The organism is Caldimonas hydrothermalis (assembly GCF_056746695.1).
In genome coordinates this window covers 93,375-111,101 of the sequence record NZ_JBWQXA010000007.1, presented here as the reverse complement: position 1 = coordinate 111,101, position 17,727 = coordinate 93,375, and the positions used below count along the sequence as shown (strand labels likewise).

Genomic DNA, 17,727 nt, shown 5'->3' with positions numbered 1-17,727 from the left:
AGAAGAACTGCCGCAAGACCTTCAGCGCAGCGACAGGGACCCGACCCGCGCCCCTTCACGGTAGGCCTCGACGAAGGCGCGGTCGATGCGGTCTTTCCAGCGCCACACCCAGGCCCCTCGGACCGACAGGGGCCCCCAGCTCGCCAGCGCCGTGCCATCCCCGCAGGACAGCAGCGCCAACGCCAGGCGCTGAGGGCGGTAGACGGTGAGGGGCTGCCCCGCCGCCCAGGCGCGCAGGTTGGCGGTGAGCACCGGACCGGCGCGCACGGCGTACACGCCGCTGCGGGGGTGGGGGGCGTCGATGCGGCGAGACACATCGCCCACCGCAAAGACCTCGGGGTGTGACACCGACTGCAGGGTGGCCCCGGTGGCAATGAAGCCATCGGGCGCCAGGCGCAGGCCGCTGTCGGACAGCCAGGCCGGCGGCTGCACGCCCAGGGCCACCACCGGCGCGTCACAGGGCAGGCGGCTGCCACCGGACAGGCGCAACTGGCCAGGTTCGATCTCGACGGCGTCGTCGGCGATCACGGTGACGGAGCGCGACTTGAGCACCGCGAGGGCCTGATGGCGCACGCCGCGCGGGAAGCTCGGCAGCAGGCCGGCGTTTCCGGCCACGAGCGTGACCCGCGCCTGGGCGACCAGCGCGCGGCGCATGGCCGCAGCCAGTTCGAAGCCGGCCGCCCCGCCGCCGATGACCACCACCTGCAGACCCGGCTGCCGCGCCGCCAGCGACTGCAGGCGCGGCCACAGTTGCACGAAGCTGTGCAGCGGGCGCACGAACAGGGCTTGATCGCGGGCTCCGTCGATGAGGTCGCGCGACAGTTCACCACCGGTATCAAGGCTGAGCGCGTCATAGGCCAGCTCGGCGCCGCCAGCCAGCCGGAGTCGGCGGGTCTCGGGCCGCAACGCGGCCACGGCATCGAGCACCAGGCGCACGCCTGCACGGCGGGCCAGGGCGGCCAGGTCGATCTGTGCCTCTTCGGGGGCGTAGCGGCCCGCGATCACGCCAGGCACCATGCCGGAGTACCACAGCACCGGCTGCGGCGTGACCAGAGTCACCTCGGCCCCAGGCAGGGGCTGGGCCGCGAGGGCGGCCAACACCTGGACGTGGGCATGGCCGCCACCGGCCAGCACGAGTTGTTTCATTCGGTTCCTCCCGGGCGGTGCTGCAAGCCCCGCACGAAGGCGAGGGCCTGGCTGCCCGTGTTGTCGGTGTCAGCTCCCACTGCGATGGCGCGCAGACGCGGGGCCTCGGTGGCCTCATCGCCAAAGGCACGCAGGAAATCCGCGGCAAGGTCGCGCGACTCGGCCTGCCACGGCGTGGGGGCGGCTTCGCCGCTGCGCAGCACGAGGTAGCGCACGCGGCGGCTGTAGGCATTGTCGATCATCGTGCCCGCAGGCAAGCTGGTGTCCCACACATAGCACAGTGTGGCGGCGGGCAGATCTTCGCCGCTGCGCGCACGGGCCAGCCGCAGCAACTGGCGCTCGACGAAGGGCACGCGCTCCAGGGCGTGGTCGAACAGGGCGCAGACCTTCACCGCGGTGTCGTCGCCGGCCTTGGTGCGCAAGTCGGTGGCGCTGGCGAACCGCTCGACGCGCCACTGCCATTGCAACCGGCCCGGCGCGCTGTCGATGGGGTGCAGCAAGTTGCCATAGGACGCCCGCGCTTCGATGCGCAGGCTCGGTGTCCCCTCCGTCTCGACCAGGCTGTACTGGGTGCGGGGCAGGGTCTGGGCCGGCAGGCCTGCAAAACGCCAGGGCGGTGCCGGCTGCGCGAGCGGCGCGCCGGTCCAGGGGCTCAGGTCGGCCGCCGCACCGGCTGTGCCCAGCACGAGCAGGGCCGGCAGGAAGCGCCACAGCCGAAATCGATCGGAGGTCATGAGGAGCAGAGTCCGCGGCAGCGGCAAAGTTCAGCCGCGGTCACCATCACTCACCACGTCGCCAGGCGTGATAGCGCTCGACCCAGCGCAGCAAGGCCTCGGGCTTGTGGGCCTTCTTCCACTGGCCGGCGGCGTACTTGTTGGCCTCGGCCAGGGTGGGATAGATGTGGATGGTGCCAAGGATCTTGTTCAGCCCCAGGCCGTGCTTCATCGCCAGCACGAATTCGGCCAGCAGGTCGGCGGCATGCTCACCGACGATGGTCACGCCCAGGATGCGGTCTTTGCCGGGGACGGTGAGCACCTTGACGAAGCCGTGGGCCTGGCCGTCGGCGATGGCCCGGTCGAGGTCGTCGATGCCGTAGCGCGTGAGCTCGTAGGCCACGCCCTGGCGCCGGGCCTCGTCTTCGCTCAGGCCCACACGGGCCACTTCGGGGTCGGTGAAGGTGGCCCAGGGGATGACCGAATAGTCGGCCTTGAAGGTCTTCAGTGGCCCGAAGAGCGCGTTCACGGCGGCATACCAGGCCTGGTGCGCGGCCACGTGCGTGAACTGGAAGGGGCCGGCCGCGTCACCGGCGGCATAGATGTTCGGGTAGAGGGTTTCGAGATACTCGTTGGTCTCGATGACGCGCCCGGTGGGGATGCCCAGGGCTTCGAGGCCGTGGCCTTGCAGGCGCGCCACACGGCCCACGGCGCACAGGATCTCGTCACCCTCGATCACGACCTCCCGGCCATCGTGTTCGGCGATGAGGCGTTTCCCGTCGGGGCCCGGCTCGCAGCGCAGCGCGCGGTGGGCGGTGAGCACGCGCACGCCATCGCGTTCGAGCGACGCACGCACGAGACCCGCCGCGTCCTCGTCCTCCTTGAGCATCAGGCGCGGCGCCATCTCGACCTGGGTGACCTCGGCCCCCAGCCGTGCAAAGGCCTGGGCCAGCTCGCAGCCGATGGGTCCGCCGCCCAGCACGATGAGGCGGCGCGGCAGCGCGCGCAAGCTCCACAGGGTGTCGGAGGTCAGGCAGCCCATCTCCTTCAGGCCCGGCAGGTCGGGCACGAAGGGTTCGGCGCCGGTGGCCAGGATCACCGCGCGGGTGGTCAGGGTCTGCACCGAGCCGTCTTCGCGGGTGATGGCCACCGTCCAGGGGTTGACGAGGCGGGCGTGACCCTGCACGACGTCCACGCCCAGGCCGGTGTAACGCGCCACCGAGTCGTGCGGCTCGATCTCGGCGATGACGCGGTGCACACGGTCCATCACCTGCGCGAAGTCGATCGACGGCGGCGTGTCGGCCAGGCCATGGCGCGAGGCGTGGCGCATCTGGTGAGCGAGCCTGGCCGTGCGGATCAGGGCCTTGCTGGGCACGCAGCCATAGTTCAGGCAATCGCCGCCCATCTTGTGGCGCTCGACCAGGGTGACCTTGGCGCGCACGGTGGCGGCGATGTAGGCCGACACCAGACCGGCGGCCCCGGCCCCGATGACAACGAGGTTGCGGTCGTAGCGGCGCGGGCGCACGCTGCGCCAGCGGGCATGGACGCGGCCGCGCTGCACGACGCGCACCACCCGCCTGGCGATCCAGGGGAAGACGCCCAGCAACACGAAGGAGCCGACCAGCGCGGGCGACAGGATGCCGGCCAGCGAGTCGATCCGCGCCAGTTGGGTGCCCGCGTTCACGTAGACCACGGTACCGGCCAACATGCCGAGCTGGCTCACCCCATAGAAGGTGCCCGCTTTCATGCGGGTGAGGCCCATCACCAGGTTGATGATGAAGAAGGGCACGATCGGCACGAGGCGCAGCGTGAAGAGGTAGAAGGCGCCATCGCGCTCGATGCCCGCGTTGATCTGCGCGAGCCGAGCGCCGAAGCGCCGCTGCACGGCCTCGCGCAGCAGGTAGCGCGCCACGAGGAAGGCCAGCAGCGCGCCGATGCTGGACGCAAACGAGACGATCACCGTGCCCGCCACGAGGCCGAAGAGCGCCCCCCCGGCCAGCGTGAGCACGGCGGCCCCCGGCAGCGACAGCGCCGTGACGGCCAGGTAGACAAGGAAGTAGGCGGCGATCACCCTCGCAGGGTGGCGCGCGTAGAGTTCGGCCAGGGCAGCCTGCTGGCGCTTGAGTTCATCGAGGCTGAGGTAGCGCTGCAGATCGAAGGCGAAGAAGGCCACGACACCAGCAAGCACCAACGACAGCAGCAGAAGTTTGCGCACGTTCATGGGGTGTCCTTGTTCGAGGGGTTCGCACGGCCGAAGACCTGCCAGCCGGCCGCAAGGCGCGTGACCACGGTGAGCCCGCACAGCGCGGCAAAGCCATGGGCCCACCAGGCAAAGTGCTGGGGCCACAGGCACATCAGTGCAAAGCAGGTCAGCGTCTCGGTGGCTTCGGTGAAGCCGCCGAGGTAGTAGAAACCTTTTTGCGGATAGGCCTGGCTGCGCAGGCCCTGGCGTTCGGCCAGCACGGCAAATGCGAGGAAGCTGCTGCCAGTGCCGATGAAGGCGGCCAGCAGCACGGCCGCCGGCAATGCATTGGCCGGTGGGTCGGCCAGCGCAAAGGCCAACGGGATGCTGGCGTAGAAGAGGAAGTCCAGCGTGATGTCCAGGAAGGCGCCGCGGGGCGTGGGCCCGCTCAGGCGCGCGAGCGCGCCGTCCAGGCCGTCGCACAGGCGGCTCAGGAGGATCAGCGCAAGGCCAAGCAGGGGTTGTGACAGGGCGATCGCCACCGCCCCTCCCAGGCCGATCACGAAGCCGGCCCAGGTGACGGCATCGGCCCTCAGGCCCATGCGATGCAGGCCACGGGCCATCGGGTGCAGCAGCGGCTGCAACAGTCGCAACGCAGGGCGGTCAAGCATCGTGCCTCTCCGAAGTGCCCAGGGTCAGGACCTGGGCGCCTTCAGGCACGTCGGTCGCATCATGGGTCACCAGCACCGTCGGTATGCCCGCCTCGCGCGCCTGCGCAAACACGAAGGCACGGAAGCGCTCGCGCAGGGCCACATCCAGTCGCGAGAACGGTTCATCGAGCAGCAGGGCCTCGGGTCGGGCCAGCAAGGCGCGCAGCACCGCCACGCGCGAACGCTGGCCGCCCGAGAGCTGGTGCGGCCGGCGATCGCCCAGGCCGGCCAGTTCGGCCCGCGCCAGGGCGGCCCGGGCCTGGGCGACGCGTTCGGCACGCGGCCCGGCGGGCAGGGCAAAAAGCAGGTTCTCCAGCGCCGTGAGATGCGGAAAGAGCAGGTCGTCCTGGAAGAGGATGCCCACACGGCGTTGGGCCAGCGGCAGCGTGTGGATTTCGCGCCCGTTCAGGCGGGCCCTGCCCTGCGCCTGCAAGGCCGGCGGCAGCGTGCCGCACAGCCAGGCCAGCAAGCTGGACTTGCCCGAGCCGCTGGGGCCCATCACGGCCAGCACCTCGCCGGGGCCGACGGTGGCGTTCAACTCGTCGATCAGCCTGCGCGGGCCCAGCCGCAGGCTCACGCGCTCCAGGACCAGGCTCACGTGCGTTCCCTCCACGCGGCGCGATGCCCGATCCGGGCGGCCGCGGCAAAGGCCAGCACCGGCACCAGCATCTGCAGGGCCGCGAAGGCCGCCAGGGTGTGGCGCTGGCCGCCGGCGGCCAGCGTGAGGGCCTCGGTGGTCACCGTGGGCACCCGGCCGGCCCCGAGAAACTGGGTGGGCAGGAACTGCGCCACGCTGACCGCCACGCCCACCGCCCACGCAGCGGCCAGCGGCGCACGCAGCAGCGGCAGCTTGATGGCCCACCAGTGGCGCCACTCGCTGCCGCGCAGCGACACCGCCACCTGGCGATAGCGCGCATCGTAGGCACGGTAGGCCGGTGCCAGCGCCACCCACACATAGGGCAGCACGAACAGGCCGTGCGCCCAGGCCACCGTCCACCACGTGCCGTCCAGGCCCAGTGCCAGTGCGCCACGGTACAGGCCCAGCGTGAGCAGCAGCGAGGGCAGCACCATGGGCGCATAGAGGGCCGGCGCACTGCGCAGGTCCCAGCGAGCGGGCGTGGCCTCCATCCAGGCCATCACCAGCAGCACGGCCGCAGACGACGACACCAGCGCCAGGCCCAGGGTGTGGCCCAGGACGACCGGCTGGCGCAGCGCCTGCGCCCAGGCCTGGGCCGTCCAACGCTCGGGCACCAGATCGGGAAAGGGCCAGACCCCGACGAAAGACACCCCCAGCACGGCGAGCATCACCAGACCGTACAGCGCGATGCCTGCGCCCAGCAGTGCCGGGCCGGACACCGGCGCGCGGCGGCTCGCAGAGCCTCGATCGCCTCGTGTGGCACGCCGGCGCCGCCAGCGCTGCGACAGCCGCCAAGTGAGCACGGCCAGCGCCAGGGTCGAGAGCCACAGGGCGCACAGCACGCCCACGGCCGCCGCCCCCTGGGCTTGGCGCTGCGGCGACGCATCGAGCAGCCATTGCCAGGCCAGCACGCCCAGGGTGGGTGGGGTGGTGGGCCCCAGCACCACGGCCATGTCCACCACCGTGATGCCATAGGCCAGCACGGCCGCCAGGGGCCACGCCAGCCGGGGCAGCAACTGGGGCCACAGCAGGCGATGCCAGGCGCGCACCGGCCCGTAGCCCATCGACGCGGCCACCGTCCGCTCGCGCTGCAGCCGCGCCCCTTCATGGCCCTGGTGCAGCAAGGCGGCCACGTTCCACAGGAGGTAAGGCACCTCCTTGGCCACGAGCGCCACCACGAGCGCCAGCCCCCAGCCATCGTTCACCGTGGGCCAGGGCGGCGGGGCGTCCCAACCGGCCCAGGGGGCCAGCAAACGCATCAAGACGCCGCTGGGCATCACCAGCAGCGCCAGGCCGATCGCAAAGGCCAGATGCGGCAGCGACAGCACCGGCCCGAGCACACGCATCATCCAGGCCCAGGCCGCGCCCCCATGGAGGCGCGGCACCCACCACAGCACCACGACCAGGGCCAACGCCGTGCTGCCCAGGCCCGTGACCAGGCTGAGGCGCAAAGCGGGCAGGAACTGCGGATCAGCCCCCAGGGCCCGCCACCCGTCGGCCGATGCCACCTCGGCCGCCGCCGTGGCCAGCGCCACGGCCAGTGGGGCGGCAAAGAGCGCCAGCATCGGCAGCCCCAGCGCCAGCCGGGCCGTCGATGGCAGCGCCGGGCTCACACGCCGTAGCGCCGCGTCCATTCGCGCTCGATGGGTTCGACCCAGCTCGCATGCGGCTCGGGCCAGGCCGGTGCCGGCTCACGCACCACCCCGGGCGCGTCGGCGCCGCTGAAATGGGCACGGTCGGCCGGGCTCAGGCGGTCCAGCGCCAGCACCGTGGGGTCGCCCCAGTGGCGGATGTCGGCCTTGCGCCCCTGGGCCAGCGGCGAGAGCAGGAAGTTGATCATCACCTGGGCCCCCTCCTTCGCGCGCGCGTTGAAAGGGATGGCGATGAAGTGCGTGTTGCCGATCGTCCCGCGCCGATGCTGCCAGCTCACCACCGTGTCGGGCAGCAGGCCTTGAGCGATGTGGTTGGCCGCGGCATTGGGGTTGAAGGTGAGTGCGATCCACAGCTCGCCGTCGCTCAGCATCTGGCGCAGCGCCGTGTCGTTGGCGGGGAACTGGCGGCCGCCGCGCCACAGGTGGCGATGGTGGGCGTCGAGCCAGGCCCACAGGGGGGCCGTGACCTCGGCGAAGGTCTCGGGCTGCACCGGGCGCTCCAACACACGGCGGTCGGGCAGGCTTTCCATCAGCACCTGCTTGAGGAAGGTGGTGCCGTGGAAGCTGGGCGGTCGGGGGTAGGTGAAGCGGCCGGGGTGGCGCGTGATGAAGGCGCCGAGTTCGTCCAGGCTGCGCGGCGGCGAGGGCACGCGCCGGCGGTCGCCAAAGAAGGTGAGCTGGGCCATGCCCCAGGGGGCCTCCATGCCCTCGACGGGCTCGGAGAAATCGATGCGCGTGGTGGGCTTGCCCTCGGTGTCCACCCAGAGGTGGTTGGGCAGGGTCTCGGCGAAGGGCCCGAAGAGCAGGCCTTCGCGCTTCATCGCCAGGAAGTTCTCGCCATTGATCCACACCGCATCGACGCTGCCGTCACGCAAGCGGCCGGCCTGTTTCTCGGTGCGCACGCGCCGCACCACCTCGGCGGTGTCGGTGATTCTCACGTGTTCGAGCCGCACGCCATGGCGGCGCATCAGCTCGGCCCCAGCCCATTGCAGGTAGGCATTGATCAGGTCGCTGCCGGCCCAGGCGTTGAAATGCACGGTCTGGCCGCGGGCAGCGCGTTCGATGGCGGCCCAGTCGTTGCGGGCCCAGGCGTGGGCGAACACGCCCATCAGGGGCAGGCTCAGCAGGCGGCGGCGGTTCAGGGTCATGGGCGGGACGTCTCCGGAAGGTTCACCAGCGCGATCAGGTCGGTCACGCCCGGGTCGATGCCGGCTTGCATCAGCAGCGTGGTCACCTGCCCGCGGTGGTGGGTCTGGTGGTTGAAGAAATGACTCAGGGCCTGCCAGGTGGGATGCTCGCGGGCTTCGCCCCGGGTGTTGGCGTAGCGCATGGGACGCGAGACGACCGGCACCGTGAGGCGCTCGGCCAGATCCTCGATGGCCGCGTCCATCACGTCGCGATGCGCACGCATGGCCTCGAAGTCGTCGAAGAGCGGCATGTCCAGGCCACGGAAGACGCCCAGGTGCACGACCTCGGCCGGCAGCAGGTCGAAGGGCGTGCCCTGGTCCCGCAAACGCCCCAGCCACAGCTTGTCGGCAACGACCAGATGGTTCAGCGTGGCATGCACCGATCCGAAGTAGGCCCCGCAGTCACGCTTGCGTTGCGCATCGTCCAGCCGGGCGGCGGCCTCGTACAGCCGCCGGTTGAACCAGCGGTTGTAGCGGGCCATCCAGCGGTAAGAGTCGGTCAGGTCAGCCGGTCGGGTCATGAGAGGTCGCCTCGGAGTTCTGCGTCGGGACGGGCCCGAGTCCACGGGGCCGCCGCACCGGGGCGATCCGTCGGCCTGAGCGTAGATTCGGTGCAAAGAGCCAACAGGTTACCTGCGTGGGCGCCCGTTCAGCGCCCGGCCGAGGAATTCCCCCAGGCGGGACGCGAAGCACCGAAGTCCGAGGGGGCGCTGGTCGTGGCGAACAGGCGCGAGTCCATCCGGCTGGAGACGACCTCGGGCGAGGCATAGAAGCGAAGCCGGTTGCGGCCGGCCCGTTTGGCTTCGTACAGGGCTTCGTCGGCCTGGTGCAGCAGGTCCACGAGGTCCACACGCCGGGACTGCAGCATCGCCGCCGACGCATAGGCCACGCCGATGCTCATCGTGCAGCGCAGGAAACGGCTGCCGGTGTCGATCTCCAGAACTTCGAAGCTGTGGCGCAGCCGCTCGGCGAAAACGCGGGCGCCGGGCACGTCGGTGCCGGGCAGCACGAGACAGAACTCCTCGCCGCCCAGCCGGGCGAACAGATCGGTCTCACGCTTGGCCCGGTGCACCAGCGCCGACAGCGCCTTGAGCACCCGATCGCCCACCTGGTGGCCATGCTGGTCATTGACGTTCTTGAAGTGGTCGATGTCCAGGACCAGCACGGTCACCGACTGGCCCAACTGGGCCGACAGCGCCATCAGACGGCTGCTGCGGTCTTCGAAGCCGCGCCGGTTGAGCGCCCCGGTGAGGGGGTCGCGCACGGCCTCGGCCCGCAGCTTCTCGGCCAGGCGGAAGTTGACCAGCAGCACGAACAGCAGGGCCAGCGTGCCCGAGGCGACGAAGGACAACATCAGCAGCCAGGCATTGGCCTCGGGCAAGGCGTCGCGCCAATGCTGCGGCCCCGCCTGTGCCAGCACGGCGCCCCGCGTGATCCACCCGGCCGCCAGCACCAGGGCGCTGAGCAGCAGCCCGAGGTGGATCGCCAGGAAGCCCGGCCTCATGCTGTGCCAGGCCACCCAACCGACGTTCAACCACATCAGCGCCGCCACCGCCGAAACCCACAAGAGGCTGCCGAAGGACCGCCCCCCGGCTTCGAACACGAGGATGACGCTCACGGCAGCCGCCACCACGGTCAGGACCCCTCGCATGCGCATGCGCTGGCCCTGGAAGCGCCGCAGGCCCTCGCCCAGCAGGCCGATCCCCAGCAGTAACAAGCCCGAACCGAAGGCATAGGCGATCCGCCAGGCCGTGCCGGTGTGCAGCGCGGCCACGCCAGCCAGGCCCATGCCCAGCACCACCCAGGCCAGCGCGCGCGTCCAGACCTCCGGGCCTGGTTGGTCGGCCGCCACACGCCGCAGCAGGGCCAGCAGGCCCAGCACGATCAGTGACAGCAACATCATGGCCAGCAGCAGGCCCCAGTACTGTGGTGCGCCCAGGTTCATGGCCCTACCCTCCCGCCACAAGGACGGCAGGCTCGGTGCGCGGCCCCTCGGCCGAGGCCGACGGGGCCAGCACGCAGCGGTTGCGCCCTTGGGCCTTGGCGTCATACAGCGCGGCATCGGCCCGGGCGATCAGCTCGGTCCAGGAGGCCTGTGCACCGGGAGCCGAGGCCACGCCGAAGCTGGCGGTCAGCGGCAGGCGCTGCCCCTGCACCGAAAAGGCATGGGCCGCCACCACCGCCCGCAGGCGTTCGGCCTCGCGCAGGGCCTCAGGGCCGTCGGCGCCGGGCAGGACCACGGCGAACTCCTCGCCGCCGAGGCGGCCGACGAGGTCGGCCTGGGGCAGGTGCTCGGCCAGGAGCGCGGCAAAATCCCGCAGCACCGCATCGCCCTGGGCATGGCCATGGGTGTCGTTCACGCGCTTGAAGTGGTCGATGTCACAGGCCAGCACCGCCACCGGACGGCCCACCCGCCGGGCGAAGGCCAGCACGGTGCCCATCGCATCGTCCAGACCGCGCCGGTTGAGCACCCCGGTGAGCGGGTCTCGGATGGTCAACTGCAGCAGGGCCTCGTTCATCCGGGCCGTCATCAGCAGGGTCAGACCGCAGATGACCGCCAGCACGCACAGCGTGGTGACCATGCTGGCCAGTTGGATGCCCAGCATGCGCCCCACCCCGGGCAGCGCAACCCCCAGGGCGAGCAAACCCAGCGCGAGCAGACGCAACACGGCCAGCAAGGCGATCAGGCCGCAAGCCCCCTGCAGGAACAGCCGCACCGCCCGAAGCCCACCACTGCCGATGCCGCGCAGGCTCCACACCGCCGCCCCCATCAGGATGGCAATGCCACCGGTGCGCACGGCCAAGCGGGCCTCGGGGTTGGGAAACACCGCGACGAAGAACGCCGACAGCACCATCCCGGCGAACACGACGGTCCCGGCCAGCGTCCAGGGCCGACCCAGACGCAGGTAGTGCCTCAACCCGATGAGCAACAGCGCATAGCCCAGCAGCAGCAGGGGCTCGCGCAACAGCAGCAGCAGCACCGGCAACTGCTCACCGCGCGCGATCAAGGCGCTGCCCAGGCCCAAGGGCAAAAAAGCCAAGACCCAGTAGCCCGCTCCCTCCGCGTCGGGGACGTAGGGAATCGTCAGGGCCAGCACCAGGGCCAGCAGCAGTCCCAGCACGGCGCTGGCCAGAGCAACGACGGAGAAGTCCAAGCGATGGGTCGTCAAAGCATGAGAAGGCGGCGCGCGTCGCACCAATGCGACAGTATGCCAAGCGCCGGCACACGCCAGCAAGGCGGGCGCTTCGCAGGCATCCGCGAAACAGGACGGCCGATGCCGGTTTATTCCGAGGCTCAGGCCAGTCGCCGGTGCCCGACAGTAGACGGCAGCCTGGGCAAGGTGCCCGCGGACTGCGCCGACCACGACCATGACGACCGACACCCTCCCGATGCCCTTGCACGAGGCGCCCGCTGTGCCTGCACGTGAGAAGTCCCGGCATGCCGCCTTCCGCTGGCCCACCCCGCCCTTTGCCGCCTACCCGGCCGCACAGGAACAGCAGCAGCCGATCGCATGTGACATCGAGGGCCTGAACCAGCGGCTCCTGTCGGGCCGGCTCATCTTCTTCGTGCCCGAGGAGCGGGTGGCCTATGTGCAAGTGCCGCCGGCACGCACGACGATGTCGCTGCGCTTCGAGCAGTTCCGCACCCTGACCCTGCGCGAGGTGCTGCCGGCCCAGCCTCTGGACGAGCAGGACAACCGCGCCGGGCTGCTCGATGCCCGCCCACGCACCCCTTACCGCGTGCACATGCGCCAGGGCCAGGCGCTGACCGGCGAGACGGTGGGCCATGTGGAGACCGACGCCGGGCTGTTCCTCTTCCCGCCGGTGGACGAGCACGGGGGCGTGCACCGGCTGTTCGTGCCGCGCTCGGCCTATGAGCGCGTCGAGCTCGGTCCACGCATCGGCGACGTGCTCGTCTCGCACCGGGCCGCCACGGCCGAGCAAGTCGAGCAGGCCGTGCGCGAGCAAGAGGCCCTGCGCGAGCGCAAGCTCGGCGACATCTTGCTCACTCGACAGATCGTCGAGCCCGAGCAGCTCAAGGCCGCCCTCGAACAGCAAGCGCGCATGCCGATGATGCGCATCGGCGAGGCCCTGGTGTCGCTGGGCATGATCACGCCGGCGCAGCTCGAAGAGGCCCTGGCGCAGCAACGCTCAGACCGCAGCGTGCCGCTGGGCGAGCTGCTGGTGCGCATGCAACTGGTCTCGCGCCAGGATCTGCAGACCGCGCTGGCCCACAAGATGGGCTATCCGTTGGTGGACGTGACGAACTTCCCCACCGACGTGGAGGCGCTGCGCAAGATCCCCTTCGCGATGGCCTCGCGCCTGGAGGTGCTGCCGCTGCTGCTGTGGGACGGGCGGCTCGCCGTGGCGATGGAAGATCCCTCGCAGCGCGAGGCCCTGGAGGAACTGGAGTTCGTCAGCCAGCTCAAGATCGTGCCCGCCCTGGCCCGGGTGGGCAGCCTGGGTCTGGCGATCCGCCAGGCCTACGAGAAGATCGGCAGCGACGTGTGGTCGCTGCACGCACAACTCGCGCCGATCGAGTTCGAGCCCGACACGGCCGGTCGTCTTGTCGAATCGCTGGAGAAGGACAGCCCCGCAGCCGCCGACGAGGGGATCGACGAGCCCTTGATCGAGCAGTCGGACAATTCGCTGGTGCGACTGATCAACACGATGATCGTCGATGCGCATCAGCAGGGGGCCTCCGACATCCACATCGAATGCTACCCGGGCCGCGAGAAGGTGAAGGTGCGCTTCCGCAAGGACGGCCTGCTGCAACCCTATCTGGAACTGCCCCACACCTACCGCAATGCCCTGGTCGCGCGCATCAAGATCATGTGCGACCTCGACATCTCCGAGCGCCGCAAGCCGCAAGACGGGAAGATCAACTTCGCCCGCTTCATGCCCGGGCACCGGCTTGAGCTTCGTGTGGCCACCATCCCCACGAACAACAACCTCGAAGACGTGGTGATGCGCATCCTGGCCTCGGCCAAGCCCATCCCGCTGGACCAGCTCGGCCTGGCCAGCGACAACCTCGAGCGACTGCAGCAGGCGATGGAGCGCCCGCACGGCCTGGTGCTGTGCGTGGGCCCCACCGGCTCGGGCAAGACCACCACGCTGCATTCGGCGTTGAGCTACATCAACGTGCCCGAACGAAAGATCTGGACGGCCGAGGACCCGGTGGAGATCACCCAGCCCGGGTTGCGCCAGGTGCAGGTCAACCCCAAGATCGACTGGACCTTTGCCAAGGCCCTGCGCGCCTTCCTGCGCGCCGACCCCGATGTGATCATGGTCGGCGAGATCCGCGATCAGGAAACCGCGCAGATCGCGATCGAGGCCTCGCTCACCGGACACCTCGTGCTGTCCACCCTGCACACCAACAGCGCACCGGAGACCGTCACGCGCCTGCTCGACATGGGCATGGACCCCTTCAACTTCGCCGACTCGCTGCTGGCCGTGCTGGCGCAGCGCCTGGTGCGCCGGCTGTGCAACGAATGCCGCACCAGCCGCCCCGCCACCGCCGAGGAAGTCGAGGAACTGCTGGCCGACTACCTGCACGTGTGCCCGAAGGACGACCCGCGCTTCACGCGCGAAGCCGTGCTGAACGGCTGGATCGAGCGCCACGGCCGTGACGGCCGCCTGATGCACCACGACAGCCCCGGCTGCGAAAAATGCAACCACACCGGCTTCAGGGGCCGGGCGGGCCTGCATGAGCTGATGGTGGTCAGCCGCGAGTTGCGCCACCTGATCCAGACCGGCGCGCGCGCCGACACCCTGTTGCGCCAGGCCCTGTCCGAGGGGCTGCGCACCCTGCGACAGGACGGCATCCTCAAGGTGCTGGCCGGCGTGACCACGCTGGCCGAGGTGCGCGCCACCAGCACCGCATAGGTGGCCTGAACCTCAACCCAGCCAGCGGCTAACACTCACGCACACCCTCGGCCGAGCACTGCACCCCACGCGAGCCGGGTCAGGCCGGCCAGGCACAGGTGTTGCGCCGGCACGGCGTGCGCGAGCACGACCAGGCGCCTTGCGGCGTTCAGCCCAGCTCCGTGTAGCGCTCGATGATGCGCGAGACGATGCCGTAGTCGATCGCCTCCTGCGCGTTCATCCAATAGTCGCGCTCCATGTCGGCCTGCACCTTCTCCAGCGGTTGCCCGGTGGCCGCCGCGGTGTGGCGGGCGATGCGCTCGCGGATGCGCAGGATCTCGCGCGCCTGGATGGCGATGTCGGTGGCCTGGCCGCCAGCGCCGCCGCCGGGCTGGTGGATCATGAAGCGCGTGTTGGGCAGGCACACACGGCGCTCCCTGGGCGCGGCCAGGAAGATGTGCGTGCCGGCACTGGCCACCCAGCCGGTACCGATGGTGGTGACCGGTGCACGCACGAAGCGGATCATGTCGTGGATGGCATCGCCCGACTCCACATGGCCGCCCGGCGAGGACACCAGCACGTGGATCGGGGCATCGGACTCCTGCGCCATCGCGATCAGCTTCTCGCAGGTCGTGCGCGCGACGGCCGGATTGATCTCGCCAAAGACCAGGATGAAGCGCGACTGGAAAACCAGACGCTCGGCGAGGTTGCCCGCCTTGTCGGACTTCTCGGCCTTGTCGCCCGGTTCACCGCCCCGCACGGGGTCGTTCGCAAGGAAGAAAGGATGCATGGTCGTCGGTTCCTCTGCACACAGGAATTCCTGCAACGATAGCGCATCAGGGCGCACTGCAGCCGGCGCCGCCGGCGCGCTCGAACCGCAGGCCCGTGCGTGCCCAGGCGGCATCGCCGGAGTGCACCAGGTGAAGCTGCCCGCCTTCGAGCGACCAGCGCCACGTCCCGTCCGTGCCGCGTCCTGCCTGCAGCGCGGCGAGCCACCGCCCGTGGATACGCCCCACCAGTCCCAATGCCGCCCGGCCCTCGCGGCCCAAGGTGGCATCGAACACCTGATGGCGCTGGCGCAGGCTCAGCGTCAGGCCTCGTCCGTCGCCGAGACCGCACCACAGCCCCTCCACCCGCGCCGGCACCACCCACAGGTACAAGCGGCTGAGCTTCTCGCGGCCCACCGGTTTGTCGGGCACGTCCAGGGTGCGGCTCTCATCGGGCAGCCAATCGCCCAGGTCCCAGTCGTGCGAAACGATGCGGGTGCCGGGGGCCAGTTGCTCCAGCCGCGGCCGCAGCGCCAGATTGACCTCGGGCAGCAGGTACATCGTGACCACGCTGGCATGCGACAGGTCGGTGTGGAACAGGTCCTGCACACGAAACTCGGTGCGGTCGGCCACGCCGGCCTGGCGCGCATTCACGATGCTGCGGGCCACCAGCTCCGGCACGATCTCCACCCCCAGACCGCGGGCCCCGAAGCGGCGTGCCGCGGTGATGACGATGCGGCCATCGCCCGAGCCGAGATCGACGAGGAAATCGTCCGGCCCTACTCGGGCGAGCTCCAGCATCGCCTGGGTCACGTGGTCGGGGGTGGTGATGAAGGGCACCTCGTCGGCGGCATGCACCGGGGCCATCGGCACCCAGCCAGCGACGGCGAGAAGACCGGGGATCGCCGCGCGCAGGCGGCGCAGCACGAGGGACAGGACGGACATGGAGGAACCCGCAGGGTGATGCTCGACAGCCGCCACCATACCAAGCCGGCCGCGTGCAGCAGGCGGGCCGGCGCCGGCCTCATCCCCCGCCGCGCTGCATGTACAAGTCAAAGTGGCGCATGAAGGCCTGTCGCTGCGCCGGCCCCACCCCCTCGAAGCGGAAGGACACGAACAGGCGCGGCAATTGCACCAGCGCGATCCGCCGCGGCGGCAGGGGCTGCCAGCGCAGATGCAGGCAGCCGGCGCCAAGCGCCACCTGCGCCCGTCCCGGCTGGAGCCGCAGCGCGGCCTGGGCGACCGCGCCCGGCAGCCATCCCAGCCATTCGGCCTCGGTGCAGCCCATCTCCCGCTCGAAGCACTCGGGATAGTGCGACTGCATGGCCCTCAGCCCCCGGCGATGGGGGGCCAGATCGCCAGCACGTCGCCCTCCTGCAGGCGGCGGGTGGAGCGCTCCTGCGGCGGCACGAAGACGCCGTTGACCAGCACCAGGTGCACGAGCTTCATCGGCAGGTTGAACGGGGCCACGATCTGCTCGATCGTGGCCTGCGGATCCACATCGAGCTCGATGCGGTTGTCGCTGCGCGCCTGCGGCGGCAGGTAATCGGTCAGTGTGGCGTAGAGCTTGAAGGTGATCTTCATGGGCACATCATGCCGCGGCTTTCAGCCGGGCCGCCTGCCACTGGTGCTGCGACTGCGCGCAGGCGAGGTAGGCCTCCATCAGCCGCGTGGGCTCGCGCAGCAGGCGGTCCTTCCACGCGCCCAGGCGCACCCGGCCTTCCACCAGGCCGCGCATCACCCCCACATGGTCGGTCCAGCCGATGCTGTTGCAGCCCACCAGACGATCCCCGTCGAACTGCAGGCTCAGGTGCTTCCAGCCGGCCTCGTCGGTGAGTTCCACCCGATCACCCCCCGGCACCCCTTGCCAGTCCCCGAAGCTCGTGCTGATGAGCCCCAGAGTGTCAAGCACGTTGATCTGCGTCACGCCTTTGAGCACGGCCGCCTTGCCGGCCATGTTCATCGCTGCGACGTAGGCCTGGTCGGCCGCGTTGGGCTGGATCGCGCTGACGATGGGCCGGCCCGTCACCAGGTCCAGCGCCTCGGCGCAGTCGCCGGCGGCATAGATGCCCGGGACGTTGGTGCGCATGTGCTCATCGGTCAACACCCCCTGCAGGCAAGTCACACCCGAGTTCTCGAGGAAGCCGATGTTGGGTTTCACGCCGGTGGCGCTGATCACGAGATCGACGCTCAGGTGCTGTCCGTTGGACAGACGCACCTTCAGCGGCGTGCCGCTCTCGATGGCCTCCACGCGCGTGCCGGTGAAGACCGTCACCCCCTTGGATTCCACCCAGCGCTTGATCATGCCACCGGCCGTGGGCCCCATCATGCGCGGCACCATGCGATCGCCCATTTCCACCACCGTGAGCTGCACGCCCCGCATGGCCAAGGCCTCCATGATGATGCAGCCGATGAAGCCGGCGCCCATCTGCAGCACACGTGCACCCTTGACCGCCAGGCGCTCGATGGCGCGCGCGTTCTCCAGCGTCCAGCAGGGATGCACGCCGGGCAGGTTCATGCCGGGGATGGGCGGGCGCACCGGGCTGGAGCCGGTGGCGATCAGCAAGGTGTCGAAGCCAAGCACGCTGTCGTCATCGAGCGTGAGGCGGCGCGCGGCTGCGTCGAGCCGCTTGGCGCGCTGCTGGCGCACCTGGATGTTCAGGCGCTGGAAGTGATCGGGGGCCTTGCGCAGGTAGGTGCCCGGCTCGCCGATGTTGCCGATCAGCAGGTAGGGAATGGCCATGCGCGAGTACGGTGGCTCGCGCTCGTCGCCGATCAGGACGATCTCGTCGCGCGGGGCGTGCTTGCGCAAGGTCTCCGCGGCGATCACGCCGGCCGGGCCGGCGCCGAGGATGACGTGCTTCATGA

General features: G+C 70.3%; 16 protein-coding genes. 1 reads left to right on the top strand and 15 read right to left on the bottom strand.

The annotated features are described in order from the left end of the window. Window positions 1-21: 21 nt before the first annotated feature. The 10 genes from AC1ECW_RS10585 to AC1ECW_RS10540 all read right to left on the bottom strand — a co-directional run bounded on the left by AC1ECW_RS10585 (window position 22) and on the right by AC1ECW_RS10540 (window position 11,382). Window positions 22-1,146 carry an FAD-dependent oxidoreductase gene (locus tag AC1ECW_RS10585; protein ID WP_481201781.1) on the bottom strand — a complete coding sequence of 375 codons (1,125 nt, stop codon included), beginning with the start codon at window positions 1,144-1,146 and terminating at the stop codon, window positions 22-24. Next, on the bottom strand, window positions 1,143-1,880 hold the full coding sequence (locus tag AC1ECW_RS10580; RefSeq protein ID WP_481201780.1) for a DUF3047 domain-containing protein: 738 nt from the start codon (window positions 1,878-1,880) through the stop codon (window positions 1,143-1,145). Before AC1ECW_RS10580 ends, AC1ECW_RS10585 begins: the two co-directional genes overlap by 4 nt. A gap of 46 nt (window positions 1,881-1,926) precedes the next feature. Further along, window positions 1,927-4,080, bottom strand: coding sequence for an FAD-dependent oxidoreductase (locus AC1ECW_RS10575; RefSeq protein WP_481201779.1), 2,154 nt, complete (start codon window positions 4,078-4,080; stop codon window positions 1,927-1,929). Continuing rightward, entirely contained in the window at window positions 4,077-4,712 is a 636-nt protein-coding gene (locus tag AC1ECW_RS10570) for a CDP-alcohol phosphatidyltransferase family protein (protein WP_481201778.1), read from the bottom strand. Before AC1ECW_RS10570 ends, AC1ECW_RS10575 begins: the two co-directional genes overlap by 4 nt. After that, window positions 4,705-5,349, bottom strand: a complete 645-nt coding sequence (locus AC1ECW_RS10565) for an ATP-binding cassette domain-containing protein (protein ID WP_409704080.1) — start codon at window positions 5,347-5,349, stop codon at window positions 4,705-4,707. Before AC1ECW_RS10565 ends, AC1ECW_RS10570 begins: the two co-directional genes overlap by 8 nt. After that, a complete protein-coding gene (locus tag AC1ECW_RS10560; protein ID WP_481201777.1) occupies window positions 5,346-7,022 on the bottom strand; it encodes an ABC transporter permease in 1,677 nt (558 codons plus the stop codon). Before AC1ECW_RS10560 ends, AC1ECW_RS10565 begins: the two co-directional genes overlap by 4 nt. Next, window positions 6,998-8,188 carry an ABC transporter substrate-binding protein gene (locus tag AC1ECW_RS10555; protein WP_481201776.1) on the bottom strand — a complete coding sequence of 397 codons (1,191 nt, stop codon included), beginning with the start codon at window positions 8,186-8,188 and terminating at the stop codon, window positions 6,998-7,000. The genes AC1ECW_RS10560 and AC1ECW_RS10555 overlap by 25 nt, the downstream gene beginning before the upstream one ends. Next, window positions 8,185-8,748 (bottom strand): DinB family protein, encoded by a 564-nt coding sequence (locus AC1ECW_RS10550; RefSeq protein WP_409704073.1) that lies wholly within the window; start codon window positions 8,746-8,748, stop codon window positions 8,185-8,187. Before AC1ECW_RS10550 ends, AC1ECW_RS10555 begins: the two co-directional genes overlap by 4 nt. A 128-nt stretch (window positions 8,749-8,876) precedes the next feature. Further along, the gene (locus tag AC1ECW_RS10545) at window positions 8,877-10,172 is read right to left on the bottom strand and encodes a GGDEF domain-containing protein (protein WP_481201775.1); all 1,296 of its coding nucleotides are present in this window, start codon (window positions 10,170-10,172) and stop codon (window positions 8,877-8,879) included. Window positions 10,173-10,176: 4 nt separating this feature from the next. Next, a complete protein-coding gene (locus tag AC1ECW_RS10540) occupies window positions 10,177-11,382 on the bottom strand; it encodes a GGDEF domain-containing protein (RefSeq protein WP_481201774.1) in 1,206 nt (401 codons plus the stop codon). Window positions 11,383-11,596: 214 nt separating this feature from the next. On the opposite strand from AC1ECW_RS10540, the gene AC1ECW_RS10535 reads away from it, so the two are divergent. Beyond that, window positions 11,597-14,113 (top strand): GspE/PulE family protein, encoded by a 2,517-nt coding sequence (locus AC1ECW_RS10535; RefSeq protein WP_481201773.1) that lies wholly within the window; start codon window positions 11,597-11,599, stop codon window positions 14,111-14,113. A 148-nt stretch (window positions 14,114-14,261) separates the two neighbouring features. Here AC1ECW_RS10535 and AC1ECW_RS10530 read toward each other — a convergent pair whose 3' ends face one another. The 5 genes from AC1ECW_RS10530 to AC1ECW_RS10510 all read right to left on the bottom strand — a co-directional run bounded on the left by AC1ECW_RS10530 (window position 14,262) and on the right by AC1ECW_RS10510 (window position 17,725). Further along, window positions 14,262-14,882 (bottom strand): ATP-dependent Clp protease proteolytic subunit, encoded by a 621-nt coding sequence (locus AC1ECW_RS10530; RefSeq protein WP_409704065.1) that lies wholly within the window; start codon window positions 14,880-14,882, stop codon window positions 14,262-14,264. A gap of 46 nt (window positions 14,883-14,928) precedes the next feature. Next, on the bottom strand, window positions 14,929-15,804 hold the full coding sequence (locus AC1ECW_RS10525) for an SAM-dependent methyltransferase (RefSeq protein ID WP_481201772.1): 876 nt from the start codon (window positions 15,802-15,804) through the stop codon (window positions 14,929-14,931). Between the two features lie 79 nt (window positions 15,805-15,883). Further along, window positions 15,884-16,183 (bottom strand): hypothetical protein, encoded by a 300-nt coding sequence (locus AC1ECW_RS10520; protein ID WP_409704061.1) that lies wholly within the window; start codon window positions 16,181-16,183, stop codon window positions 15,884-15,886. A gap of 5 nt (window positions 16,184-16,188) precedes the next feature. Then, complete coding sequence (gene thiS, locus AC1ECW_RS10515) at window positions 16,189-16,443, bottom strand: sulfur carrier protein ThiS (protein WP_409704059.1); 255 nt, start codon at window positions 16,441-16,443, stop codon at window positions 16,189-16,191. A gap of 7 nt (window positions 16,444-16,450) precedes the next feature. Then, window positions 16,451-17,725, bottom strand: a complete 1,275-nt coding sequence (locus AC1ECW_RS10510; protein WP_409704057.1) for an NAD(P)/FAD-dependent oxidoreductase — start codon at window positions 17,723-17,725, stop codon at window positions 16,451-16,453. Window positions 17,726-17,727 lie beyond the last annotated feature (2 nt).